Genomic DNA, 24,132 nt, shown 5'->3' on the forward strand with positions numbered 1-24,132 from the left:
CGTTGTCGCGGAAAGAATGAGGAATCCGCCGACGGCGATGAGCGCCAAGGCGACGACAAGGACGGTGGCGCGCAGCATGAGTGCTCCCGTGAGCGGGTGTCAGAGGTGGCCGATGACGGTCTGCGGGTTGTAGCCGGAGCCTTTTGCCTGATGCAGGGAGACCTTGGTCGGCGCGGAGCTGTTGTTGGCGATGGCGACGCCCTGTGTCGAGTTCTGGACGGGCCAGCCGCAGTCGAAGCACTGGGCCTGGGCGTGGGGTGTGGGGCGCCAGTAGTGCTCGCTGGAGCAGGATGGGCACAGCTCGGAGTGCTTCGCGGACTGCGCGCGCTCGGTCTGGTACTCGCGCTGGAGCTGCTGGGGGTCGCCGGCGGGTGCAGCCGACGGGCTCTCGGGGCGGGTGTAGGTCGGGTGAGCCCACCACGGGCTGCCGGAGGGGGTGAGGCCGGCCTGGGGACGGGGGGCCGGCTGGCTGCCCTGGGCCTGGCGGAGCTTGTTCAGCCAGAAGTCGCTCGTCATGACTCGTCTCCGATTTCCAGTGTGCCGTTTTGCAGGAGATGGCAGATCACGGCGGTGCAGGCGATCCGGGTGACGAAATGGAACATGGCGCGGGAGCGCTCGTCGCCCTCTTCCTCCTCGCCCAGGCGGGTGAGCTGATACAGAACCTGGGCGGCGACGTCCGCGTGAGAGAGAGCCTCGCGGGCGATCGGCATGAATTGCTCGATGCGGGTGTGGGACTGGAGGTGCTCGACCTCGTCGACTTCCGGGCCGGCTGGTACCAGATCGAGCATCTGGCACACCTCGTCGTAATCGCTGCACGCGACGACATCGCGGAGCATTCCCCGGAAGATGGCAGGTGCTTCGGTTTCGATATCTGGCATGGCTCCAGCCTAGGCCGGGGAATTATTTCGCTTCAGACCAACGGTCACAGATTTTTACATCCGTGGTGACCGGAACGGACAGGAGCTGCATTTCCTCTCCGGCCATGGCGTCGTGCAGAATCCTCGCGCCTTCCTCCGCGATGTCCGCCGGGCACATGGCGGCGATCTCGTCGTGGACGGTGAGCAGAATCTGCATGCCGGGACGCAGGTTCTTATGCAGCCGGGTCAGTGCGAGTTTCGTCATGTCGGCGTTCGAGCCCTGGATGTGGCTGTTCACCACCTGCCGTTCGGCCTTGGCACGCAGGCCCCGCTCATGCGAGAGCAGGTCGGCCAGGCGCCGCTTTCGGCCCAGGAGGGTGCGCAGGTACGGGACGGGCCGGCGCGAGCGCACGGTACGCAGGAGCTTGCGCTTGTAGGCGTAGACCTCGGGGAACTGCTTCTCGTGCGTGGCGAGGATCTGCTTGGCGCGGCGCAGCGTGGTGTGCGACATATCGGCCACCTTCTGAGGGCCGGCGCCGTAGTTGATCGCGAAGGCGATGGCCTTGGCGATCTGCCGCATCTGCTTGGTGACGTCCTCGGGGGCGACGCCGAACACGGCGGCTGCGGTGGCGGTGTGGGCGTCGATGTTGTCCCAGAAGCCCTGCCACAGGGCGCCCTTGCCAGCGAAGTGCGCGAGGATGCGCTGCTCAATCTGCGCATAGTCCGCGACCAGAAGCTTGAAGCCGGGGATGGGATCGACCAGATCCCGGATGGCCTTGCCCCACACCGTGTCGGGCCGGGGCCAGTTCTGCACGTTCGGAGTGGAGCAGGAGAAGCGCCCGGTGACCGTCCCGTACTGCTTGAGCATCGGGTAGATACGGCCGCGGAAGATCTGGGTCGGCCTGTCCTCGCCGTCACCCAGGTAGCCCTCGACGTAGGTCGAGAGGATCTTGCTGACGTCCTGGTAGCCGAGGAGGGCGCTGACGACGTCGTTGCGGCCCTTGTACGGCCCCAGGGCCTCGGCGTCGGTCGAGGGGGCGCCCTTCTTCGTGAGCTTGCGTGGCTTGAGGCCCTGCTCGTCGTAGAGGATCTGCTGCTTCTGCGGGGTGGAGTTGATGTTGAAGACGCGGCCGGCGGCCCGGTAGACCTCGGCCTCCGCGTGCTCCATCTCGCCGCGCAGCCGGGTGCGCAGCCGCTTGAGTGCCTCGATGTCGATGGGGACGCCGGCGCCCATGTGAAGCAGACAGTGAAGGACGTTCATCTCTAGGGCCCACACGTCGTCCAGACCCTCGGCCGCGATCTTCGGCCGCATGTCTCGCCAGTGCAGCCAGGTGGTGCGGCCGTCCAGCCACGCGTACTCGTGGACCTGGCCGAAGGGCCACTTCTCGACGCACTTGCCGGTGTTGTCGTGGTCGTAGTCGAGGCCGTAGCGCTCGCGGTCCAGGGGCTTGAGGCCGAGCGCGCGGTTCTCGTTGAGCATCCATGCAGCGACGATGGTGTCCCCATAAGGCGGCGGAGGAAAGCCCCGGCCGGGGAAGTACTTGGCCACGCTCAAGAGGTCAAAAGGCGCGTTGTGCGCGATCTTTGTGCGTTCGGAGAAGAAGAGGTCCTCCAGGGCGCCGAAGACCTGTGAGGGGCGGAGCTGCTTGGGCGGGGCGTCGAAGAGCGCGGGGAGGTGTTCCCATTCGCCGGTGACCTTGTTCTTCCGGCGGGTGGCCTTCCGCAGGAGCTGGTACCCGTTGGGGTGGCCGAGCGGAATGACCGAGCAGGCGCCATCGGTGGCCAGGGAGATCCAGGTGACCTCGTTGACGGCCGGGACACCACGGTGGGTACCGGCGGTCTCGACGTCGAAGGCGAAGGAGTTTCGGGCCTCGAAGTACTCAACGACGTCGGAGAGTTGGTCGGGCGTGGTGACGAGCTGGTGCACGGGGTATCCCTGATGGAGAAGCAGCCCGCCCCGGACGCTGGCCTACACCCCGGGGCGGGCGGTCAGTGGGGGCGAGTTCAGCTCTCCATGAGCAGGTCGACGACCTCAGCCATGGCGTCCTCGTCGAGCTTCTCCTTGACGACGTCGCCCCACTGGTGGGCCTCGACCAGGAACGCATCCAGGGCCTCGTCGGTGAGGGGCTCGACGTCGTACTCCTCGTAGAGATCGCGTTCCTTGACGCGCTCCAACGTGTACTCCACGCTCTTCTTCTTGGTCTCCTTCTTGATCGTGAAGTACAGATCTGCCCTGTTCAGCGGGCCGCGCTTGCCGTCGGTCGCGATGTCCTTGAGCTGCCGCGCGATCTTGATCCCGGCTTCCCAGACCCGGAGGGTCGGGGCGTCGGGGTCTTCGAGGCTGATCACGTCGAAGCACGCGGAGAATCGTTTCGCCTTGTCCCCGATCTGGCACAGCGGGCAGTCGGCTGTGCCCCAGCAGCGCACGCTCTTGGAACCGTCCTCGATCTCGTCGATCCAGTGCGAGTTGTAGACGTCGAAGGGGCCGTCGCCGAGGATCTTGATCACCATGGGCTTGTCGTCGACCTTGAGGTACATGTCGGAGCCGGAGGCCGACGCCGTCTTCTCCATGGCGTCCCAGCCGGCCATCTGCGTCGACCCGCCGCTGCCGGTGGACACGACGCGGCCGGACACGGCCTCCCGCTTCGCGGGCACGGCGTCGCTCTGCTCGGGGGAGGTGGTGGGCAGTTGGCGGCGACGGCGGCCGTACGTACGGGTTTCGGGCATGGGTCAGCTCCAGTTCTGAATGGGTTCGGGAAGTGCGGCGCGCGTCTTGACGAAAAGCTCGCGGCAGCGCTGGGGGAATTGGGTCTGGGAGATGAAGCGCTGAGTGCCGGACAGCACGCCCTCGTCGTGGGCGATGAGCACCACGCCTTCGATCTGGTGCCGGGTATAGAGGCGCCGGCGGCCGTTCTTGGAGTCGGAGTTGTAGATCCAAGTCGCGCCAGGGAAAAGGCCGTTGGCCTCCCACTTGTAAATCGTCTTGGGGGAGCGTCCGAGGGCGCCGGCCAGGTGGGAGATCGCGAAGAATTCCCGGTAGAAACCGGAGATTTTCTTGTAGACCGGGTCGTCGTCCCAGGTGGGGATCTGGCCGTCCTGGTAGCCCTGCGTGGGGTGGGCGACGCCGAGGGGCCGGGAGGTTCCGGGGTAGACGTCCAGGGGCTGTCGCGGCGGGACGATGCCGCTCACGACGTCAGGCCCCGGAACGCGAAGGTCTCCCGCTGGACCATGATCTGGTCCATGTCGTCCTCTGTCAGCTCGCCCTCCTGGAGCAGGACGTACAGCTCGTCGGCGTCCAGGGTCGGGACGGGCGGGAAGGCGCGTCGGTAGACGTTCTCGCCCCGGCTGCGGGTGATGCGCTCGGCCGCGTCGGTGTCGGCCACGATGGACACGCGCCGCTCGCGCTTGATGCGGACGTATTCGCTTTCGCCGACCGGGATGGGAAAGGGGAGGTCGATGTACTGCGACCCTTTGTGGTCGGCGTATCCGCGAGCCTGGACCGCGGCGGCGACCTTGTCCCGGAGTTTGTTCATCCGCGTTGTGAGTTCGGTCTGCTGAGCTTTGAGCTTTGCCCATTCCCGGAAGGTCGGAATGACCGGGTCGAACGGGACGGGGCGGGCTTCGCTTTCCGGTGAGGCCGTGCTGTTGGTGGGGTCCTCGGGCACGTATTGCTCCCAGGGTGGTGCTTACGGGAAGGAGCTACTCGGAATGCTCCGGTCCGAAAACCCTACGAGTCTGAAAAATTGCGGCCAATAGGCCAAAAGGGTGCCTCAAATTGCATTTTCGATGTGCTCAGCGAGGGACTCGATGTCCATGTCGAGAGCACTGGACCCCATGCCGTCGACCACGGCCTGGGACAGCTTCTGGCGCAGCCGGAGAGTGGCCTGCACGCGCTCCTCGACGGTCTCCTCGACGACGAGGTTGGTGACATGGACGCGCTCGAAGGTCGACGAGGCGCGCACGTGCCGGGTGTTGCGCTGGGCGAGGACGCCGTTGCTGTACGGGAGGTCGTAGTTCACGAGGTACTGGGCCTCGGGAAGGTCCAGCCCGTAGCCGCCGGCGTTCGTCGAGATGAACAGGCGGCATTCGGGATCGTGCTTGAAGCGGGCCAGGACGCTGGCCTTCTCGTCCGAGGTGAGCTGCCCGTGGAAGAGGGCGAGGTCGCCGTGCTTGTCCAGGCGCTCGGCGAGGTAGGGCAGCATCTTGCGGTAGTCGGTGAAGATGGCCGCCTTGGTGCCGGGCTCGGCGAGCATCGTGGCGACCAGCTCGTCCAGGGCACTGAGCTTGGGTGCGGTGGTGAGGTCCGGCAGGTCGTAGCGGGAGGCGGCGAATTCGGCTGCGTACCGGGAGCCGCCGGAGCCCGCGTGGTAGGCGACGGCCGAGTCCATCAGGAGCTGCGGGTGGTCGAGCAGGAGGCGGGCGGCCTGGAGGCGGGCCATGAGCTTGCCCTGGGCGCCGAAGGCCCCGTCGGGCTTGATGCCCGCGTAGTAGGCGGCGAGGTCGAAGTCGGCGCCGGCCTCGGCCAGCTCGTCCATCGCGGCTTGGACGTCGGCGAGGATGGCCTTGTAGATGGAGCGGGTCGTCTTGTCGAGACTCACGTGCCGCGTCGTTTCGGTGACCTCGGGCAAGTATTTCGCGACTTCCGGGTCCAGCCGTGACTTCCGGATCATCGACCGCGACAGATTCTTGTGCAGGAGTCCCAGGTTTTTGTAGCTGGAGACTCCGCCGAAGAAATTGCGGTTGATATAGCTCTTCTCGAAAAGGTCCCAGCGTCCGAGGATCTTCGCGTTCACCCATTCCATGATGGAGAACACCTCTTCAGGTCTGTTCTCCACCGGATTGCCGGTCAGGGCGACGCGGACGGGTGGCTTGAGTTTCTTGACGCGTTTGGTGGTTTGTGCTGAGAAATTCTTGATGGCCGTGGCCTCGTCGAGGACCAGGGCGTCCCCAGGGAGTGCGCACAGTTGTTTCCAGTCGTGCAGCACCGCGCCGTAGGAGACGATCACGTAGTCCGCGTGCTGGGCGAGGGCCCACTGCTGCTGGCGCTTCTTCGGTGTGCCGTTGATGACGGTGCACACTTCCTCGGCCGGGACGGTCAGTTGCTGCCCGCGCAGCGTGACGGTGCGGGTGGGGACATCGGTGAACTGGGCCAGGGCCTGGGCCCATTGCCACTTCAGGCTGGAGGGGACCATGACGACGCAGCAGCGGATGTCGCCCTGGCCGAACAGCGCCTCCAGGGCGGCGATGGTGAGCACGGTTTTTCCCGTGCCCATCGAGTACGCGACGAGGATGCGGCGGTCGGACAGGACGCGGTCGACGGCCTCGTGCTGGTAGGGGAAGAGGGTGCCGGTGAACATCAACGCCTCCTGCGCCAGGGGTGGTGCGCGCTCTGGTACGCGGCTCGCGCGTCGGCGTCGCTCATGTCGCCCAGGTCTTTGGCCGGGGTGTGGCTGTAGTCGAGGAACTTCATGGCCAGGCCGCGCGGTCTCCAGCGGCTGTGGATCTTGTCGCGGGAGGTGCGGCCGGCGGTGTCGTTGTCCAGGCCGAGGACGAGGCAGCGGCAGCGCGCCTTGAGGAGTCGCATCTGCGCCTCGGAGACATGCGCTCCGAAGGTCGCGAAGGCGCCGGTTATCCCCAGGCTGTGGGCGCGCACCGCGTCCAGCGGGGACTCCAGCAGCAGTGCGGTGTCGCCGCTCCAGGACAGGTCGCCGAAGAGCGTGAGCGACTTGTGGACGCCGGGCGGGTAGTTGCGGAAGAACCGCTTGCCTTTCTCCTGCCAGCCCCACAGCTCTCCGGTGAGCGGGTCGCGGATGGGGAGAATCCACCGGCGCTTCTCGGGGTTCCACAGGCCGCCGAAGTCGGCGCATGCCTGGGCGGTGACGCCGCGTCGTGCGCACGCCTGGGCGGGCGGGGCCGTGAACAGGGCCAGGGAGGCTTCGTTGATGCGGATGCTGTCGTCGGCGGGCGCGGCAGGGGTGTCGTCTTCGGCCGTGCGGTATGTCCCGCGACGGGCAATCCAGCGGAAGGCATCGATGCGGCTGTAGCCGCGTTCATCCTCCACGAGTTGGATGAACGGGCCCGCGTATCCGCAGGAGAAGCAGTGGAACAACCCCGAGGCGCCGTTGACGGAGAATGAGGGGCGGCGGTCCAGCTTTCCGGTGAGCGCGAGGTGTGCGGGACAGTTAGCGAGATACTCCGCTGAGTCGCCCTTGCTCAACTTCCGCAGCACGTCGATGCCGAGCGCGCGCAGGGTGCCGGGGACGTCGGCCGGCACCGGGTTGGCGAACGCGGAGAGGTCGTCCCAGAAGTCAGTAGGGGAGGTCGGATTCAATCTCCGCCTCCTCGAACTGTGGCGGGTCCCAGGAGATCGAGATGAGGTGCTCCTGGGGCGCCGCGTTGCGGCTCGCGAGGACTTTCATCCGGTAGAAGAGGTCTTCGTCGGTGGCCTCCATGCCGACGACCAGGTCCGCGTCCTGTCCCCAGGCGCTCGTGTAGCCGAGGCTGTTCACGGTCAGGCCCTTCGCGCCGACCTTGTGGGACAGGGACTGTGTGGTGACCACCACGGGGATGTCGTTGGTCAAGGCGAGTTTCTTCAGGCCCCGACTGATGTTCGTCATCGCGATCGGCGTCTGGGATTCCCGGCTGATCTCGTCGAACAGGAAGTACGCGCCGTCCACGAACAGCACCGACGGGGAGAGCTGGTCGATTTTGGTCTGGAGGCCGCCGATGGTCATGGCGCCGGCGCGGTCCTCGGTGACGATGTAGGGCTGCTCACCCAGCGGCCCGTTCAGGGCCTCTTCGAGCTGGCGCCACTCCTTCGCGGTGAGCTGCCCGGTCTGGAGGCTGCGCGGGTTGACCTTGGCCAGGAACCCGTCGAGACGCCGCGCAACCTCCGCGTAGGGCATCTCAAAGGACACCAGGAGCGGCTTGGCGCCGTAGTCGTACGCGCTGCGGGTCATGCCGAGCATGACCGTGGTCTTGCAGGACTTGGCCAGGCCGGTCAGCACGATCATCTGCTGCGGCTGAATGCCGAGCGTGACCTGGTCGAGGAACTGGAACCCCGTCGGGATGCCCAGCAGCTCGCCCGGGTTGTCGCGGGCCTGGCGGTAGACGTCTAGGCGCTGGGCGCCGGTGGCCGCGTAGTCGACCTCGCGCGAGCCGACGGTGGCGGTGGTGGCCTGCGCGAGCATCATCCGCAGCAGCGGCAGGGCCGCATCCGAGCCGCCCTTGTCCAGGGCCTCGCCGACCGCGCCCATGCCGAGGTCGATGATGGTGCGCCGGCGCTGCTCGTGCAGCTCGCGCATCAGGTACTCGATGGGGCCCGAACTCTCCTCGGAGAACGGGAAGTTGGGAAAATCGCGCTGAATGACCTCGGGAGTGGGTGGCTCGCCGAAGTCGGCCCTGAACTCCAGGATGGAGGAGAAGACCTTGCGGGTCTCGGGGTCCAGGAAGTGCTCGGCGGTGATGCCGCCGGCCTGGCCGACGACGGTGTCCAGATCCCCGGTGAGCGCGACGTAGGAGATGACTTCCTCTTCGATGCTGCTCACACGATCTCCAGCAGCGTCAGCGGGCCGACTTCCTCTTCGAGGTCGCCGAGCGCGACGGGGCCCATGCAGTCGTCGTCCACGACCGGCTCGACCGTGATGCGCGGCAGCTCGTCGGGGGCGAAGGTGACCACGACGGCCCAGCCGACGAGCGGCAGGCAGTCGTACCCCTTCAGCCCGATCCCCGAGGTGAAGCGTGCGGTCTTGCCGACCTTGTCGGGGATGAGCTGGACGGTCTCGCGGCGGAAGGCGCCCGCCGGCTCGTAGTCCGTCATCGGCCACCGCCCTTCGGGAGCGGGCGGGCGACCATGGTCGGCGGGCCGTGACGGACAGCAGGAACGTTTCCCCTGTCGGCGAGATCGCGGAGGATCTTCCGGATTGCCTCGACGCCCTTGGGCGTGACGTACACGGTGTACGTGGTGCGGGCGCCGCCGTCGTCCTGCATGCGGGTGTAGACCTTGGTGACGAAGAGGCCGGCGTCCGCGTGCCGTGCGGCCACGTCGTAGTAGCTGTCCCCGTACGCGTTCTTGTGCCGGAAGATGAAGCCGCGCTCCAGGAGCAGGCTGCGCAACTGCTTCTCTTTGAGGCCGAGGAGCTTGGCCACCTCGCGGACCAGGAGGAAGTTTTCCGACGCGAAATAGGCGTCGGCTGCCTCGACCTTGGGTGCTGCGGCGGCGAGTTCCTTCTTCGCGGCCTCCAGCTCCTCCCACTGCTGGGCGGCGAGCAGAAGGGCGTCCCCGAAAGTCTGCGGAGTGTCGAAGCGGTGCTTGTCCGCTCCGTAGCCGCCGGTGCGCCGGATCTCGGGGAGCACCTCGCCGGTGATCCACCTCTTGAACGCCTTCGCCTCCGATTTCCGGCTGCGCAGGATCATCGAGTACAGGCCGGACTCGTTGATGACGGACATGCGCTGGTCGCCGCCGGGGGTGCTCACACTTTGAGCACCCTTCTCGTCGTCGTCGAGGCCGCGCAGGGCGGCGTCGGGACGCTCTATTTCGAGCACTTTGCACACGTCCCGGGCGACCCACCAGGGAGCCCCGTCGATGATGAGGACCCTCACGCGCTTGTTGGTCTCGGGAAATACCAGGGGGATGACGTCGACGCCCATCTACAGGACCTCTCGGATCAGTTCAGGTGCTTGCGGGGGGACGAGCAATCCCTTGGGGCCATACAGGAGGTTGTGGCCGGGGATGCTGTGGACGATCCGCGCGACGTCGTCCAGGAGCGCGATGGTGCGGCTCATGTGCAGCGGCTGGTCGACGAGCAGTCGGCGGTGAGGGATGTTGTCTCGCTCCAGTCGGCCGGGAAGGTGGGCGGCGACCTCGCGTGGCAGGTAGGTGACGACCGTGACCGGCCGGTCCTCCTCCCACAGGTCCCACAGCGTCTGCACGGCCGCCTCGTTGGTCCGGAACAGATCCAGGGCGGCGCGGTGCCGGTGCCAGCGCTGCCGGTTGGCGAACCGTCGGGGAGTGAACCGCAGGCCGGGGATGCCGAGCAGCCTTTCCCAGACCACGTAGATCTCCGCCGCCACAGGGGTGTCGTCGAGGTCGGCGCCGATCACTGGTCGCCCCGCCGGTGACTCTCACCGGTGAAGATCACCGGGCGGGTGCACTGGTCCATGAAGCTGCGCAGCGCCTTGGAGTAGCGCTGGCTCCAGTCGTCGCCGGTCAGGTTGGTGGTGATCAGGGTCGGCCGGCCCTCGTCGTAGCGCTGCCGCAGCAGCCGTTCCAGGCTGTCCTCGGCGAACTTGGAGTCGGTGGTGTGCTCGTGGCCGACGTCGTCGAGGAGGGCCACGTCCGCCCACTGGACGCGCTCGACCGCGTACTGCCATCGCGAGAGTTCCTCGGGGTCGACGTTTTGATCCGCACGGATGAGCTTGCGTTCGCGCTCGATGTGGTCGCTGTAGCGCGTCGAGTACACGGTGATGCCCCAGCGGCGGCGCAGCTCGCACAGGATCGCGGCGGCCAGAGTCGTCTTGCCGGTTCCGGGGCGGCCGGCGAACAGCAGGCCCCGGCCGTACAGGTTCGGGTTGCAGGGGATGCCGCGGTAGTTCTTGGACTGCTGGGCGCGGTAGCTCTCGACGAAGTGGCGGGCCTTCTTGAGCGGCTCGTTGGGCCCGCCCAGTTCTTCGACATGGGTCAGGGTGACTCCGCGAAGGCGGGGCGGGATGCCGGTGCCGACCCAGCGGGCGCGTTCAGGATCCATGCGGGTGGTGATCATCGGGTGCTCTCCCAGGAGGCGGTGAAGGCGTCGTCGGCGTCCGGGTTGTGCGGTGCCTGCTGGTGCCAGGTGTCGTACTCCTGCGAGTCGACGGTGACGCCGGTGTCGCGCAGGTCCCGCAGGAGCTGGAAGCGGCGCCACTTGAAGTCCCACACGTAGGGCTTGGTGGGAGTGCGGTTGCCGAGCCGGCTCACGTAGAGGTCGACGAGGGAGCGGCAGTCGTCGGGGCTCAGCCCGGTCTCGCGCCGCAGCTCGCTGAAGACTGCGACGAGGGCTTGGCGGTTGCCGATCTCCAGGCCGCCCGCCCAGCTCAGCGGGGGGCAGGCCCGGGTGAAGTAGTCACAGAGGCCGGGAATGCTGTCCGGCCCGTACTGGCGGCCCTTGGTGCGGCGGGTGCGGCGTGGGCCGGACTCTGGCGGGCTCCACTTGCTGCGGGGAGCTGAGGGAGTTTCCTGGTGGCCTTGGAGCATGTTCTGGACGATGGCCGTGGCGTCGAGTTCTGCGTCGGGGTCCTGAATGCCTTTGCGAGCCATGTGGTTCTCCTGGCAGTGTGGCGGGCCAGAACTGCACGCGAACGAATGTTCGTGGGCAGCTAATAGAGACCGTAGGTCTCTATTTGCCAAGCAATTGCTTGAGCTAGGGCTTGTGCTCTAGCGCGTATGCATGCGCTCGATGCGTCAGTTGCTGCGTCACCGGAGTTACTCCGTCAGATGCCGGACACGAGAGCCTCCAATTCGCGGTTGTGCGCTACGAGTTGAGCGATTGCCTTGTCGATGTGGTGCTGCTTGGGGCGGCGCAGGAGTTCTTCCTGGACAGGGCCGAACGGCGATGAGATATCGACGGATTCGATCCGGACCTGAGTTTCGGTGTGTGCGCCGGGCCAGGTGAGAACGCGGACCAGGCCCACATTGCGCAGGTCTTTGATGGCGCGCGTGGCGGTGCGCAAGCAGACGAACATCTCGTCTGCGAGGGCTTGTTGCGTGATGTAGGCGCAGGACCAGCCGGTCTCCCCGTCGTAGCGGGATTCTGAGTTGGTGACGAGGCTCGTGTAAGCCAGGTGGGCGCGTTCGGGCGCGCGGCTGAGGATGTCCTCGACGGAGACTGGCAATTCGCCGTCGTTTTTCACGCCGATGGGGACGTGAGGCGTCATGTTATTCTCCTGGAGAATGCATCGAATTGGCGTGGCGGCCAACTTGGGAATGGCCCCGGCGGTCCCCTTCCGCCGGGGCCATTCACGTAATTAAGCGGGCACCCGGCGCTTTTGCACGCCCTTCGGTGGCCGGCCCCGGCCAGCCGGAACCCATGCGTTCCGCTCGGCGTCGAAGATCTCCAGGCGCGTTTTCTTCGGCTGTTCGCCGTCCTCGGGTGCTTTCTCCGGCTTGGGAGCCAGCAGTGAGCGGCCGTGGATCAGCGACTCGCGGGTCTCGGCGATCCTCGACGCCAGGCCCGTGCCGATGTCGTCCAGCAGCTCCTCCGCCCGCGCGAAGGCGCGGGTGACGGCGGCGGCCTCCTTGGCGGTGAGTGTGATCTCGGGGGCGTCGCCGACCACTGAGAGCCCCTGCTCGTCGGCGTCGGCCTGGACAGCGGGCGTCTGCGGGGGCTCGTGGTCGGGGAGGTGGTGCCAGGTCACCTCCAGCAGGGCGCGAGCCAGGTCGTGCACGGGGATGCCGGCGCGGAGCGCGGCGGCGGCGACCTCGGCGGTGGCGGTATCGAACGCCTCGTTCTCACTGATCACTAGCAGCATGGGGTTCTCGCTCTTGCCGAGCTGCTCGACGAGGGAGCCTGTGATGTCGTCGACGATCACGATGTCCTCGGGCTGGTTCGCGTTGCCGAGGATGTCCGCCGTGGCGTCGTTACCGGTCTCGTCCCAGAGCGCCTTGTAGGGCAGTTCGCAGCGGATTGCCCATTCCCAGACGCGGTGCACACCGAGGGACGTGACGGAACCGCCGGCCGGGAGGTACACCGTGAGGTCGTATTCCTCGGAGGGGGCGAAATAGCCCTCGCTGTCCTCGGGGCCGAACGCGAACTGGTCGTTGAGCGCGTCACAGACCAGTTCTGGTGCGACGTCTCCGGGTCCGAAGATTCCCAGGGCGACCGGGCGCTTTCCAGTAGCCATATTTTCCTCACATGTGTCGATGTGCTGGACGGGAGTGATACTGCCTCCCGAGCCCGCCGGGAAATAGGGGTGTCGTGACCGTTTCTGTCGAATGCACTCTTGCGGCTCAAATAGCCCCAAGAGAGTGAGACACCCCCGCTGACCTCTAAGGACCTGGCATCGGCATCCCCCGTCTGGCCCTGCCACGCATGACCGCAGAAATGTTTCCTGTCCCACTCGAACGGCGGGTCATCGTCAATGCACCTGCGAGAGACGCCGCAGCGACAGGTAGAAGGAGATTCATCTCCCCCCAATGGTCGAGTGCCAGAGCGGCTGCCAGGGCGGTCAGCGACTTGAAGTAGCTGGCGACGACATCTGGCAGGCGTAGCAGGTCACACACGGGGCGGACCAGCGGCAGCAGGAGACATTCCCAGGCGAAGAACGTGGACAAGGCGAGCACGATCAGATGTTTCATGACGGCCCCTGCGTCAGGGGGCGCTTGCGTACACGATCCGGTACGAGGCGCCCACTCCAAGTTGGCGCTGGATGATCTGATCGAGACGGTACTGATTGACTCTTTTTCCCCGGTAATAGTGCGAGCGAGAATCTCCGGGTGAGCCCTCCCACATGTAGTCGGCGCTGGGACTGTTGCCGTCGAAATATGGGGCGACCCTGTCTGCCTCTTCGAGCAGGAAGTTGTCCACCAGGAATCGCAGCGGGCCGACGTTCGGGAGGGGGCCGTGCTTGACCAGGGCCTGGTACAGGCTGCCGTTGTAGGCGGCCCTGTCACCCGCCTGGTACGTGGCGGTCTGGCTCCAGTCCGGGTAGCCGGACGGGTCGACGCCCAGCAGGGTCCAGATGCTGTCGTTGCTGCCGGGGACCACGGCCTGGTAGACGGAGGCGACATCGTCGGCCGAGTAGCCGACGCTGATCATCCCGGAGCCGCCGAACGTCGGGGACGTCTTGAAGGTGACAGCGAGCCGAAACCACGTCTGGGTCTGCCACGGGTCGAGGAGCGGGCTGCTGGTGCCGCGTACGAGCTGGTCGCCGTTGTTCGCCCAGATGCTGAGGGGAACAGGGCACAGTACGGGCCTCACGTACAGGCTCGCCGTGTAGCTCGTCGACGGCTTCAGCCGGCTGATGAGGGCGTTCTGGCCGGTGAGTGTGGTGATGCCGGTACGCGGAGATGTTCCGTTGATCAACGTGGCCGCGGGGGCGGTGTCGACGTTGAACTGTGCGGCGTTGTCGACGATGCCGGCTCCGGTGGCCAGGGTGAACGTCGAGGAGACGGAGGGGTCGCTGACCTGTGTCCAGCCCCAGACCGTCTGGAACGAGGGGTTCTTGACGTAGTTCACGCGGGTCGCGCGGAGCTTGAGCACGAGCTGGCGCGGCGGCTGCCAGGCGCGCGCCGGACTCGCACTGGCCTTCTTCGTGGCCAGGGTGGACGGCACCCAAATGCGGTGCTCGTCCGCGTAGAAGACGACGCGGGAGGCGCCTCCGCTGGTGATGCGTGGCACGACGGCCGCCCATACGGCGGTGTCCTCCATCAGGAGCTGCGCGCTCGCCTGCTGCCACTTGAAGCCGCCGGCCGTGGCGACGGCCGTGCCGGTGGCTGGGGTGCCGATCAGGTTGAAGCTGGCGTCATAGCGCAGGATCGCGCACTGAAAGGTCAGGCCGGCCACCTCGGTCGCGGCGGACACCTGCGCCTGGTAGGTGACTCCGGGCTCCACGCGGACGAGGGCGCTCTGGAGCGGGCGCAGGGTCAGGACGGCGGGGGCTGCGATCGGTGTCCCGCCGACGTCGGTGCTCGGGGTGGTGCCGGGCAGTGCGTCGTCGGTGGTGAAGGCCCGGTACTTCGCGTCGGCGTACGTCTGCCGGCGTGCGCGCAGATTTGGGTAGGTGCCGAAATTGGCGACGGCGGTGTAGGAGTTGGTCGGTGGAGGCGACTGGTAGACGAACCTGCCCGCGTAGGCCCCGCAGGAGGCTCGCTCCGTGGACCGGGAGAACGTCATGTGCGCGGTCTCGCCGGTGCCGCCGACCGGCTCGTAGAGCATGCGTCCTTCGTAGGACGCCTGCTCCAGGGTGAGGAGGTTGCTTCCGAACTGGTTGGTTTCGGGATCGGTGCCAGGAGGGGATTTCTCGAATTGCACATAGGCAATCTGCTGGGTTTCATTGAGAGCCATGTTCGAGGATGCGATGCCAAGCCGAGCCTGGTCGAAAATCCCGTAGACGCGCCCCAGAGGGCCCCGGTTGTACTCGGAGTTGGGCACCGTGGCAGTGAGTGTGAGGCGTTTCCACTGGCCGACGGTGTCGCCTGTGCCGCCGGGCCGGTAGACGGCTGACGTGACGTGAGTGAAGGCAGGGTCCGCGTATACAGAAGGCCCGTACGGAACGAGTGCGAAATCGGCGAAGGCGCCGTACACGCTGGACTGCGTGACGAAGCACGTCCCGGCCCCCGGGCTCACGCCGGCGAGCGATATCTGCGTAATGAGGCGGAGTGCCGGACTGAAAGTCCCTCTGCTGACGCTCGTGCCGACGAAGTCGGTGGTAAGGCTAGTCATGAGCGGACCCTTTCGAGCAGCCCCCAGCCGGTGGCGGTGTTGTTCCGTGTGTCGCTGACCGTCGCGAGGGTGCGCCAGCTTTTGCCGGGGATGCGGGACTCGACGAGGATGTCGGCTGCTCGGTTGCGTACCCGGAGCCGTTCGCCGGACTGAATCGGCGTCCAGGTGGCGAGCACGGCGACGGTCACGGCGGTCACGGTGGAGCCCGACAGTGTGATCGTGGTGTAGGTCAGCCGGTCACGGGAGGCGAGCCAGTACGCAGTCGGGCTATAGCGGAAGGTCACGCCGTGCTCCATCACGCCAGCACTGCTGTCCGGCGCCGACATGAACGTCACGAGCGCCTGATCGCCCTGTTGGCCGGAGGGAACGGGGTCGTAGACCCAGCTCCGGTTGAACCACAGAATTCGCCCAGCTTTGCGCACGTTGACGTCCGTGGAACTCCAGCTGGAGGGGCGCACAACACCGCGTGCGTTCTCCCATGCTCCGTACGACGTGTTCCACGGAACGGGAACGCCCATCTGCCCTGCGGTGGGTTTCACGTAGCCAGAGGGGGCGTTTCCAGTGGACTGCGGATATACCAGGTTCGGCAACTCGAATCTGTCGTACAGAAGTTGAGCATCCGAGCCAAGGAAAGCGGTCCCGCCGAAGGTGCCGTTGGAATTATAGAAGTTGATGGTAAGGCGGACGTCCGCACCTGCGGCTGTAGCTGTCCGGTTGTGGTAGAGGCTGTAGGTGTACTGCTGGGAGTTCAAGCCGCACCAACGCCACCACTGATTATCGGTGTTGTAGCCCGTGGGGAAGACTCCGAGCGACGGCAATGCGGCCTCGTAGAGATGGCCTTGCCAGGCAACGCGGTCACCCTTCCCGTATGCCGTCGTCGAAGACCAGGAAACGACTTTGGGCATGTATACGGAGTCGAGGGTGACTCGGCTCGGTTCGGGTGAGGAGTTCGCCGAGTACGCAGTGAATTCCCACTTCTCCGGGCTGAGATCAGGTTGCTTGCCGACCGACTGGGCGCGAGCCACATACACCGGGGCCTTGCCCCACCCGAGGGGGTTCCACGTCACCGCCTGGCCCGGGAAGTAAGTGCTAGTGGAATCCCAGGCAGGCGCCTTGACGGGGCCGGACAAGAAGACCTCGCGTGTGCCCGCGGTCCCCTTAGCTGTGTATGTGAGGGCGTTGCCGGTCCCGGGGCTGGACGTTCCGGAACGGGCCCCCTGGGGCGAGATCCACCAGTCGGGAGCCACGCCGGTGGACACGTCCGGGTTGGTGGTCACACCGGAGATCGAAAGATTCCAGCCCCCGTACCCACCGGTGAGAGGGTTGGCCTCGGTGAGGGTGTCCTGGAGTGTGTTGGGCGTCAGGGCCTGCCAGTAGGCGGCCGAGAGCGCGTTGCCCACCGGCGGGACATTCAGGTTGATGCCGCCGCCCTGGATCATCCAGTAGCTCGTAGTGATCCCGTACCCGCTCGACAGGGCGTTCCTCCCGGTCACGGTGAGGGCCAAGGTGTTGCCAGTCGCGGTCAGGCTGAAATTGCCCACGAGCTGAATGGGGATGAGCTGCCGTGACGGGCTGTACAGGTCGAGCGGCGCCATGGTCGCGGCGATGCCGTTGACCTTGGCGGTGATGATGCCCCCGGCCGGGTCGGCGACCGCCACCAGGAGCACGTTGTACAGGCCCGCCCCGCCGCTGGCGGCGTTGAAGGTGAAGGTCATGCTGTCGCCGACGGCCGCGCCGTCGAGGTGGACGTAGCCGGGGTAGGGGTCGGCGACTCGGTCGGGATCGCGCACGATGACGCCGGCCCCGGTTCGGGTGGGATTCGAGGCGGTGTACGAGAGGTAGGCCGACTCCCGCCGCGGCGTACCCGTCGCCGCGTACAGGTCGCCGTTGTACTGGACGATGTCGGAGTAGAGCTGGCTGCCGGCCGTCGTGGAGTACACGGTGTCGCGCTGCCAGACCGGATAGGTGGGGGAAGCGAAGGCCGCCTCGTCCAGGTCGTGCAGCTCGTTGTAGCCGACGGATATTTCCGCGTCCCATCCCGTAATCGCTTTGATAAGGGCGGCGGTTGATTCGGTGCTGCCACGGTCACGCTGAATATGGGCGGCATCCCGTACATAGGTGCGCCGAAGTTCCGGCAACGTGGGAAGGCGGTCGGAAATTCCCATCTGCTGTGCCAGCAGCGTGATTTGTCGATCAGTGCAGCGCAACACGTCATTGAGACGCAAGAGTTGATCGTTCTCGCATTTCATGACGTCGAAGAAGTACCCGAACAATGAGCAGAAGCGCCAGAGCTGCTCGTTGACAGGAATGCTGGACGCCGTTGACTCGACCATCTCGACCTTGTACGGCCGGGGGATGTTGTCGTACAGGAGGACGCTGTTCCCGAAGCCGCGAACAGCCAGCCCGACGCCACCCCCGCAGCGCATCCACTGCTCAGCGATCGACGAAAGACTCCAGTAGGTCGGGCTCACATCCGGAGCGGCACTCGAACCGGCCTGGAGTGCCGTGTAAATACCGGAGTTGTAGGAGACGACGTCCCCCGGATAATAGGTGGCGGTCGCATCCCAGGTATCCGGCGCCGTGGAAACGTAGACGCCGTAGTAGTAGATCTGCCCGGCAACCACGGTGTCATCGAGGAACGTGTTGACGTCGGATCCGGCGGTCGTCTCCAGAATGACCCAGCCGTCGTCCTCGGTATCCGGCACACCGTAGGTGTTGCGGATCAGGCGGAGTCTGGTCCACGCCTTCACTCCGGCGAGAACTTGTGAGGAAGCAGCCTGAATCGGCGTATCCCACGTGACTTCCAGCGCGTGGTAACCGCGCTGCTCCACAGTGACGTTGGAGTCGAAGGCGACGAACAGGGGTGCGCCGTATAGGGTTTTCGCGTAGATGTCGAGTTCATAGACGCCCATGCCAGCCCCCTCAGTACGAGCGCACGAACGACAGGGAGATGCTGGCGTTGGCGTCCACGGTTTTATCGACGGCGCCGTGCTGGCTCACCTGGACCTGCATCGGTACCCCGGCGTTCCAGCGGCCTTGCCAGGCAAGGTTGATGCGGTGGCGAATCCATGTCTGGGTTTCCACCATCGAGTCCTGGCCGGCGACTTCGTCATTTCCGCGTATCAGCCGCACGTGGAAGAAGTGCAGATCGTTGGCCTTCTTCACCGTGGAATCTCCCCAGATGTTCACGGTGACGTCCCAAAAGCCGCTCTGCGGCGCGTAGATGCTGGACCCGCCCTGGTACATCTTGTTCGGGTCGTAGTCGGCCGCGCCCCACTTCATGGGCGTCCAAGCGCCTTCTCCCGTGGGTACCTTGAGGCCGGGAGCGCGGATCACTGCGGCCGGCGGTGGAGTCGGCTTCTGCCCCGATTGCCCGGCCAGCAGCGATGTCATCAACGTCAACCATGTCATCTGCTGCTGCATCGACTGGAGGCGTTCAGCCACCGATGAGAAGGTCTTTGCCGCGCCAAAATTCGACACTGGCGCGGGCGTCTTTACGGTGAACGTTCCGGTCTTCGGCGGCCATCCCGTATTGCCGCTCGGCCACCAACCGCCCCAGGCGTGGGGATTGACGCCGACAGTCTTCTCGATCGCCGCCAATTCATTCTGCATGTCGTTGACATGCGCAGCCCAGATTGTGTCGACCTGGTCGACCTTCGGCGTCCAGGACTTCACCGAGAGCGGGTACACGGCAGGCATAGCTTGGCTCCTATACTCCGCCGCTGGCGGTGATGACCACGTTTCCGATGATGGGGATCTCGTTTTCGCGGCAGATCACGTCGGCGGTGCCGCTTTGCGGGAGATCCGAGCGGGCCATGAGCTGAATGACGACCCAGTCGACACCGGCGACCTCCTGAATGGCCCGGTACAGGTGCGAGATCGAGATGCGTGAGGAGAGCGTCGTCTCCGGAGGCGTGAAGACCGTCTGAATCGCCTGCTGGACGGCGAGCTTCACGGTGTCGCGGCGGTAGCGCGGGAGGACCGACAGCAGCACCGGCGCGGTACCGGAGCCAATGTTCACCGGGATCAGGCTGCCGTTGACCACGTTGACCACGACGCCGGACAGCGCGCGCTCCTGCACGTACTGGGCGACGGAGTCTCGCTGGCTTTCGGAGGGCAGGGTGTTGTTGGGGCCGACGACGTAGATGGTGACGGCGCTGGACGAGCGGACCACAGCACGGGCGTCGGCGACGCCGGCCACGGCGAGGGCGAGGTCCGCGTAGTCCTGCGCCGAGACCGCGCGGCCCTGCGTACGGACGAGCCGCGGGGCGTTCTCACGGATCTGGTCAATCGGCTCTTCGTCTGCGCCGCCGGCCATGGGGGCGGAGCCGGCCACGACGACGCCGGGGAGGGCGTCGGCCAGGTCGACGATGCTGCCCTGGGGGACGTTGCCGTAGGAGCCGCCGCCGGTGCGATAGGCGGCCGTGAGCTTGATACCGGTGGGCGGGATCGCACCGTTGGTGCCGTCGCCCAGGGTGACGCGCGTGATGCCCTGGTCGTCGCTCTCCGCGGTGAACACCAGGTCGCTGTCGCGGACGAGGAGGAAATCCCGGACGCGGGTCCACTCCGTGCCGCCCACCCCGTCGTCGAGGAACACGCGCACCGTGTCCAGTAGGACCGGTGACTGCGCGAGCGCGAAGCTCTGGCCCTTGTTGCCGTCGCTGGTACCGATGTCCTCGACGCGGACGGCGGAGCCCGGGGCACCCGACGTCGAGGGGTACAGCACCAGACTGCGGTCGCCCTGGGTACTGCCCTCGGCGACCAGGCCGACGATCTGGGGCACGGGGGTGGTGTAGGCCGGCACGATGACGGGGGCGGCCAGCTCGTAGACGATGGGCCGGTCCAGGCCCGGGATGTACTCCGTGATGACCTGCGTGCCGACGTCGAGGGTGACCGGGGAGACCAGTCCGGGCGCCGGCGAGAACGCGACCTGGCCGGTGGCGGGGATGGCCGGCTGGGGCTGGTAGCCGAGCTGCTGTGCGATGGCGACCACGCTGGAGCGCTGTGTGGCCGTTGCCAGGAAGGACTCGTCGGCGATGCGGTCCTGGTAGAACGAAATGATGTCGCCCATGTAGGCGAACAATTCGACCATCACCACGCCGAAATCAGCGGGGGACCTCGATGTCCACTCGGGCAGAATCTGCGTCGCGTACTGAAGCAGCGAGTCGCGGTAGCCCGTGAAATCGCGCGAGGTGTAGTCGATCTGCGCAACGGAACCGCTGTCGACTGCCACGGCACACACTCCCTTTCCGGTACCTCCAGCGGAACCGAATAAGGAATGAGTGCTGGCCTAATATGTGGATTCTACGGAGACGGGCCGGGCGTCCGTTAATTACTCCGGGGTGGAAATGACGGTGCCGCCCACCAGGACCCCGACGGACCTCGTGTTGTCGCGCTCGGCCCCGGGCACGTCCGCGCGGCTCACCTGGACGTTGATGTTGACCGCGCCCAGCGCTTCGTTCACATCGGCCACGATCGCGGAGACCACGGCGGACGGCTCGAACTGCGCGACGGCGTCGAGGACTGCGCGCTGCAACTGGTCGTTGGCGACCTCCGGGTTGATCGCGAAAAGGGAGGCGGAGGTGGGGACCCCGTAGGTGGCGCGCATGACGCGTTCGCCGGGAGCCGTGCCGACCAGGGCGTGCACGCGGTCCACGAGCTGCTCGCGCTCGTCGGTGGTGGCCGAGACGCTGCCGGAGTGGTCGATGGCGAACGGTGTCCGCACGGCCGTGCTGACGGCCTGGGTGCTGGGCGCGCGCGGCTGGGTGATGGTGGGCGGGACCGTGTCGGTGTCGCTCTCCAGCGGGACCAGGGCGCAGGCCCTGCGGATGGCGTCCCCGTACGCGAAGAAGGCCGGCTGCCGGTTGTCGGGCTGGGCGAGGGCGGCCGTGGAGAGGTCCCCGCCGGCGTAGAGGGACTTGCGCAGGGTGTAGGAGAGGTCGAGCTGCACGCCGGCGCGGGGCTTGTTGCGGTTGCAGATGTTCTGCGGGTCGTCGCCGGCGAAGCTCACTGGGGCGCGGTCGGTCTCGAATCCAGCGGCGTTGAGTTCCTGGACGATCAGTGAGGCCAGGACGGAGTCGGCTCCGCTGATGTAGGTGACCTGTTCGTTCTCCCGCTGGTTCTCCACGCCGTGCCACACCACGGTCCGCGCAGAGTTCCCAGCGTTCACGACGCAGAACGGCTCGTCGAACACGGTCGACGGGAGCCGCAGGTTCTCGGCCGTGAGGTCGTTCAGCGCCTCGAAGGAGTACCAGGCACCGGTACCGGCTGCGTACGCGGCGAGCTGCGAGGTGGGCGGTTCGATGCCACCGCCGTGGATGGCCGCGTGCAGGAGGTAGGGGCCGGTGCCGTACCGGTTCTTGATGTCGTAGTCGATGCCGAGGATCTTGTCGCCGGCCAGGTAGCGGAAGTTCGGGTAGGCCACTGTCTTCTCCTCAGATGATGCGGGCGCGGACGCCGGTCAGCGACATGTCGTAGGGCGGCGCAGCACCGGCAGGGAAGAGCGCCTGGACATCGCCGGCAGGGGAGAGGGTGACGCGGGCGGTCGGCGTGTCGTGGAGTCCGACCGGATAGGCCACGATCCATTTGTTGTCGAACTGGGCGGTCGCGCCGGTATCGGTATTCCGGTACAGCGCGGTGACCGAGTAGGTGGAGCCAGGGGTGAGCCCGGCGATCATGCGGGAGTTGGCGCCGGTGCCGTTGGCATCGCTCTGCACTTCGGCGGAGTAGTTGTCGTCCGCGTCGGCGATGGTGGTGGAGCCCTGCGACACGCGCACACTCATGAGACAGCGACCGGCGGTCGTCGTGCTCTGGGAGAAGCAGCCGAAGACGGCGACGACCTGGCCGCTGCCGGGGGCGACGAACGACAGCGACGGGCCGTTAGCGTCGGTCGTATAGGAAGTGCTGGTCACGTTGTGAGTGGCCCGGTAATCCCCATACGCAATTTTGGAGTTGTAGGCGCCGCGGTAGACGGTCGCGGTGGCTGCGCGGTAGGTCTCCAGGGGACGAGCGCCGACGGGCAGCGTCGCGAACTTCACGGTGGTTCCCAGACCGATGGCGGTGCTGGTCTCGACCGACCCGGACAGCTCGACTATGCCGTCCGCTGTGACGCGGTAGGCCGGCATTCCGGCGGAGGAGGCCACCCATCCGCGCTCCAAGGGGAGCGGCGTCCAGATGCCCGTCACGGCCGGGCGGGGCCAGTAGATCGGATAGTTGCGGTCACCGCCATCGAAGGCCACGTAGACCTGATCGCCGGGGAGCGCGGCACCGACGCTTGCCGGCTCTGCCCAGCCGCTCACAGCGGTGCCCGTGATCTGTGGGATACGTAGTCGGACCCGGTTGCGGTTCTGCGGGTCCTGGGCGGAGACCACGATGGCGCTGTACGTCCCGTAGAGGGGGTTCATGAGAGCCCTCCTGTATACGCAGCGCGCCAGCGGTCATTCACGAGCACGGTCGGCGCGGGGTTCACGGGGGGCTGCTGCACGCGCAGGTCGAGCTTCCGGGCGTCACTGCGGCCGAGCACGAGGGTGGTGGTGTACGCGGTTTTCTGAGGGTAGAGCTGATTCACGCTGATCTTGTGGGCAGCGGACCGCACCATCCATGGGCCGAGGTTGCTCTCACCGATCGCGTCGCCGTGGAGGTCGACGAGCGTTCCAGGGCGTAGCCGGGGATCTCCGTCCACGACGGCGCGGGCTTCAACCCAGAGCCAGTCGGACTCGGCGGCGAGCAGCCGGCCGGCCTGGTTGTAGGACGCGGCAGGACGGTCATCGTATTGACGATCCAGTACCGCGCTGACTTGACGCCCCTGAAGGGTGGTGCGGGTCTGGGAGTAGGAAGCCGGCGTGAGGACGCGGCTCGTGCGGTTGTAGGCCACTGCCTGATACCGGGCCCGGATGCCGCCAGCGGGGTCCGTGTCGCCGAGCACGGCCGAGAACTCCCGGAGGTTGTCTTGGGTACCGGGCGCTTTCGTCATCGTGAACACCGGAACCGTGCCATCGGAAGCGGGCATCACGGTCTCGCGGTCGACGAACCACAGCACGGTGCCGTCCACGTAGACGCGGTAGCCGATCTGGTCCGAGAGGTCGCACAGAAACTGCCAGTCACTCATCGCCTGCATCTGCTGCGCGAACCGGGCCGAGGAGCCGTCCACTCGGGGTTGAAGGCGCTGCTCGCTGGCCACACTACGGGCGATGGCTGATGGGGTGGTGTCCCTCCACGTACGGTTGCGACGAGTCTGCATCAGCATGGACGTGCCCATGAGGGTGTAGACCACCGGGATCTGCACGGCGTATCCGTAGCGTGGGTCGGTCTCCGAGGCCAGCACGCGGGACGAGGCGACGTACCCGTACCAGTCCGCGGAGTCGTCGGCGTACCACCCGTACTGCAAGTGCACCGGCGTGTTCTCCGCCCACACCGAGCGCCACTGCTGTGAGGGCATGGCGGGGTTGTAGGTGTGCATTACGGTCAGCTCGGCGACCTGGTGCGCCTGCTCGGCCTGGTACAGCTCGACCGAGGACAGCCAGGCTCGGCGCTCCAGGACCGGCCGGCGGGCGACCAGGTGCGGGCGGTATCGGTTACGCCAGGCCACGGGGCACCATGATCTGGAGACCGGTCGGCGGCCGGGTCCAGTCCAGTACTCGCGGGTTGGCCTCTGCGTACATCCACCAGGACGACTCGCTGCTGTAGTACTCGGCAGCCACCGAGTCGACTCGCTCGTCCGACCGCCACCGGTAGTCGGAGACGCGCAGGGTCTGGTTGGTCGGCTGCCGACGCATGATCGCGAGCTGGAGCTGGCCGTGGCGGTCGGGGACCAGGGAGGTCTCGTGTCGCTGGTAGCGCGAGGTCCGGGATATGGCCAC

Annotated in this window: 24 protein-coding genes; all 24 read right to left on the minus strand. The window is 66.5% G+C overall.

The window, feature by feature from the left end:
• Positions 1-99: 99 nt before the first annotated feature.
• Complete coding sequence (locus ACFWWQ_RS18015; protein ID WP_384597192.1) at positions 100-516, minus strand: hypothetical protein; 417 nt, start codon at positions 514-516, stop codon at positions 100-102.
• Positions 513-878 carry a hypothetical protein gene (locus ACFWWQ_RS18020; RefSeq protein ID WP_384597194.1) on the minus strand — a complete coding sequence of 122 codons (366 nt, stop codon included), beginning with the start codon at positions 876-878 and terminating at the stop codon, positions 513-515. The genes ACFWWQ_RS18015 and ACFWWQ_RS18020 overlap by 4 nt, the downstream gene beginning before the upstream one ends.
• 22 nt (positions 879-900) lie before the next feature.
• Entirely contained in the window at positions 901-2,784 is a 1,884-nt protein-coding gene (locus ACFWWQ_RS18025) for a DNA polymerase (RefSeq protein WP_384597196.1), read from the minus strand.
• A 77-nt stretch (positions 2,785-2,861) separates the two neighbouring features.
• A complete protein-coding gene (locus ACFWWQ_RS18030) occupies positions 2,862-3,584 on the minus strand; it encodes a hypothetical protein (RefSeq protein WP_384597198.1) in 723 nt (240 codons plus the stop codon).
• A gap of 3 nt (positions 3,585-3,587) precedes the next feature.
• Positions 3,588-4,046 (minus strand): hypothetical protein, encoded by a 459-nt coding sequence (locus ACFWWQ_RS18035; protein ID WP_384597200.1) that lies wholly within the window; start codon positions 4,044-4,046, stop codon positions 3,588-3,590.
• Positions 4,043-4,522, minus strand: coding sequence for a hypothetical protein (locus ACFWWQ_RS18040; protein WP_384597202.1), 480 nt, complete (start codon positions 4,520-4,522; stop codon positions 4,043-4,045). Before ACFWWQ_RS18040 ends, ACFWWQ_RS18035 begins: the two co-directional genes overlap by 4 nt.
• A gap of 105 nt (positions 4,523-4,627) precedes the next feature.
• Positions 4,628-6,214, minus strand: a complete 1,587-nt coding sequence (locus ACFWWQ_RS18045; RefSeq protein WP_384597204.1) for a DEAD/DEAH box helicase — start codon at positions 6,212-6,214, stop codon at positions 4,628-4,630.
• Complete coding sequence (locus ACFWWQ_RS18050; protein WP_384597206.1) at positions 6,214-7,188, minus strand: toprim domain-containing protein; 975 nt, start codon at positions 7,186-7,188, stop codon at positions 6,214-6,216. The genes ACFWWQ_RS18045 and ACFWWQ_RS18050 overlap by 1 nt, the downstream gene beginning before the upstream one ends.
• The gene (locus ACFWWQ_RS18055; protein ID WP_384597208.1) at positions 7,166-8,404 is read right to left on the minus strand and encodes a DnaB-like helicase C-terminal domain-containing protein; all 1,239 of its coding nucleotides are present in this window, start codon (positions 8,402-8,404) and stop codon (positions 7,166-7,168) included. The genes ACFWWQ_RS18050 and ACFWWQ_RS18055 overlap by 23 nt, the downstream gene beginning before the upstream one ends.
• Entirely contained in the window at positions 8,401-8,676 is a 276-nt protein-coding gene (locus tag ACFWWQ_RS18060) for a hypothetical protein (RefSeq protein ID WP_384597210.1), read from the minus strand. Before ACFWWQ_RS18060 ends, ACFWWQ_RS18055 begins: the two co-directional genes overlap by 4 nt.
• Positions 8,673-9,506: a phage antirepressor gene (locus ACFWWQ_RS18065; RefSeq protein WP_384597212.1), complete on the minus strand. Its 834-nt coding sequence runs from the start codon at positions 9,504-9,506 to the stop codon at positions 8,673-8,675. The genes ACFWWQ_RS18060 and ACFWWQ_RS18065 overlap by 4 nt, the downstream gene beginning before the upstream one ends.
• Positions 9,507-9,959: a hypothetical protein gene (locus ACFWWQ_RS18070; protein ID WP_384597214.1), complete on the minus strand. Its 453-nt coding sequence runs from the start codon at positions 9,957-9,959 to the stop codon at positions 9,507-9,509.
• Entirely contained in the window at positions 9,956-10,618 is a 663-nt protein-coding gene (locus ACFWWQ_RS18075) for an ATP-binding protein (RefSeq protein ID WP_384597216.1), read from the minus strand. Before ACFWWQ_RS18075 ends, ACFWWQ_RS18070 begins: the two co-directional genes overlap by 4 nt.
• The gene (locus tag ACFWWQ_RS18080; protein WP_384597218.1) at positions 10,615-11,151 is read right to left on the minus strand and encodes a hypothetical protein; all 537 of its coding nucleotides are present in this window, start codon (positions 11,149-11,151) and stop codon (positions 10,615-10,617) included. The genes ACFWWQ_RS18075 and ACFWWQ_RS18080 overlap by 4 nt, the downstream gene beginning before the upstream one ends.
• A 173-nt stretch (positions 11,152-11,324) precedes the next feature.
• Positions 11,325-11,768 carry a hypothetical protein gene (locus ACFWWQ_RS18085; protein WP_384597220.1) on the minus strand — a complete coding sequence of 148 codons (444 nt, stop codon included), beginning with the start codon at positions 11,766-11,768 and terminating at the stop codon, positions 11,325-11,327.
• A gap of 90 nt (positions 11,769-11,858) precedes the next feature.
• Positions 11,859-12,734, minus strand: coding sequence for a hypothetical protein (locus ACFWWQ_RS18090; protein WP_384597222.1), 876 nt, complete (start codon positions 12,732-12,734; stop codon positions 11,859-11,861).
• 467 nt (positions 12,735-13,201) lie between these two features.
• Positions 13,202-14,896 carry a hypothetical protein gene (locus tag ACFWWQ_RS18095; protein WP_384597224.1) on the minus strand — a complete coding sequence of 565 codons (1,695 nt, stop codon included), beginning with the start codon at positions 14,894-14,896 and terminating at the stop codon, positions 13,202-13,204.
• 374 nt (positions 14,897-15,270) lie between these two features.
• Positions 15,271-18,186 (minus strand): hypothetical protein, encoded by a 2,916-nt coding sequence (locus ACFWWQ_RS18100; RefSeq protein ID WP_384597226.1) that lies wholly within the window; start codon positions 18,184-18,186, stop codon positions 15,271-15,273.
• Positions 18,187-18,196: 10 nt separating this feature from the next.
• On the minus strand, positions 18,197-18,973 hold the full coding sequence (locus ACFWWQ_RS18105; RefSeq protein WP_384597228.1) for a hypothetical protein: 777 nt from the start codon (positions 18,971-18,973) through the stop codon (positions 18,197-18,199).
• A 10-nt stretch (positions 18,974-18,983) separates the two neighbouring features.
• Positions 18,984-20,507, minus strand: a complete 1,524-nt coding sequence (locus tag ACFWWQ_RS18110; protein WP_384597230.1) for a baseplate J/gp47 family protein — start codon at positions 20,505-20,507, stop codon at positions 18,984-18,986.
• Positions 20,508-20,606: 99 nt separating this feature from the next.
• The gene (locus tag ACFWWQ_RS18115; protein ID WP_384597232.1) at positions 20,607-21,698 is read right to left on the minus strand and encodes a poly-gamma-glutamate hydrolase family protein; all 1,092 of its coding nucleotides are present in this window, start codon (positions 21,696-21,698) and stop codon (positions 20,607-20,609) included.
• Positions 21,699-21,708: 10 nt separating this feature from the next.
• Entirely contained in the window at positions 21,709-22,677 is a 969-nt protein-coding gene (locus tag ACFWWQ_RS18120; RefSeq protein ID WP_384597234.1) for a phage baseplate assembly protein V, read from the minus strand.
• Positions 22,674-23,861: a phage late control D family protein gene (locus tag ACFWWQ_RS18125; RefSeq protein ID WP_384597236.1), complete on the minus strand. Its 1,188-nt coding sequence runs from the start codon at positions 23,859-23,861 to the stop codon at positions 22,674-22,676. Before ACFWWQ_RS18125 ends, ACFWWQ_RS18120 begins: the two co-directional genes overlap by 4 nt.
• Entirely contained in the window at positions 23,848-24,132 is a 285-nt protein-coding gene (locus tag ACFWWQ_RS18130; protein ID WP_384597238.1) for a hypothetical protein, read from the minus strand. The genes ACFWWQ_RS18125 and ACFWWQ_RS18130 overlap by 14 nt, the downstream gene beginning before the upstream one ends.

The organism is Streptomyces sp. NPDC059080 (genome assembly GCF_042739975.1).
Lineage (GTDB): Bacteria > Actinomycetota > Actinomycetes > Streptomycetales > Streptomycetaceae > Streptomyces > Streptomyces benahoarensis.

Bases quoted from the DNA above. Each gene is read 5' to 3' on its own strand.
- ACFWWQ_RS18030 (WP_384597198.1), bottom strand. From the start codon at position 3,584: ATGCCCGAAACCCGTACGTACGGCCGCCGTCGCCGCCAACTGCCCACC.
- ACFWWQ_RS18020 (WP_384597194.1), bottom strand. From the start codon at position 878: ATGCCAGATATCGAAACCGAAGCACCTGCCATCTTCCGGGGAATGCTC.
- ACFWWQ_RS18080 (WP_384597218.1), bottom strand. From the start codon at position 11,151: ATGGCTCGCAAAGGCATTCAGGACCCCGACGCAGAACTCGACGCCACG.
- ACFWWQ_RS18085 (WP_384597220.1), bottom strand. From the start codon at position 11,768: ATGACGCCTCACGTCCCCATCGGCGTGAAAAACGACGGCGAATTGCCA.
- ACFWWQ_RS18095 (WP_384597224.1), bottom strand. From the start codon at position 14,896: ATGGCTCTCAATGAAACCCAGCAGATTGCCTATGTGCAATTCGAGAAA.
- ACFWWQ_RS18100 (WP_384597226.1), bottom strand. From the start codon at position 18,186: ATGGGCGTCTATGAACTCGACATCTACGCGAAAACCCTATACGGCGCA.
- ACFWWQ_RS18015 (WP_384597192.1), bottom strand. From the start codon at position 516: ATGACGAGCGACTTCTGGCTGAACAAGCTCCGCCAGGCCCAGGGCAGC.
- ACFWWQ_RS18075 (WP_384597216.1), bottom strand. From the start codon at position 10,618: ATGATCACCACCCGCATGGATCCTGAACGCGCCCGCTGGGTCGGCACC.
- ACFWWQ_RS18120 (WP_384597234.1), bottom strand. From the start codon at position 22,677: ATGAACCCCCTCTACGGGACGTACAGCGCCATCGTGGTCTCCGCCCAG.
- ACFWWQ_RS18065 (WP_384597212.1), bottom strand. From the start codon at position 9,506: ATGGGCGTCGACGTCATCCCCCTGGTATTTCCCGAGACCAACAAGCGC.
- ACFWWQ_RS18045 (WP_384597204.1), bottom strand. From the start codon at position 6,214: ATGTTCACCGGCACCCTCTTCCCCTACCAGCACGAGGCCGTCGACCGC.
- ACFWWQ_RS18105 (WP_384597228.1), bottom strand. From the start codon at position 18,973: ATGCCTGCCGTGTACCCGCTCTCGGTGAAGTCCTGGACGCCGAAGGTC.
- ACFWWQ_RS18060 (WP_384597210.1), bottom strand. From the start codon at position 8,676: ATGACGGACTACGAGCCGGCGGGCGCCTTCCGCCGCGAGACCGTCCAG.
- ACFWWQ_RS18090 (WP_384597222.1), bottom strand. From the start codon at position 12,734: ATGGCTACTGGAAAGCGCCCGGTCGCCCTGGGAATCTTCGGACCCGGA.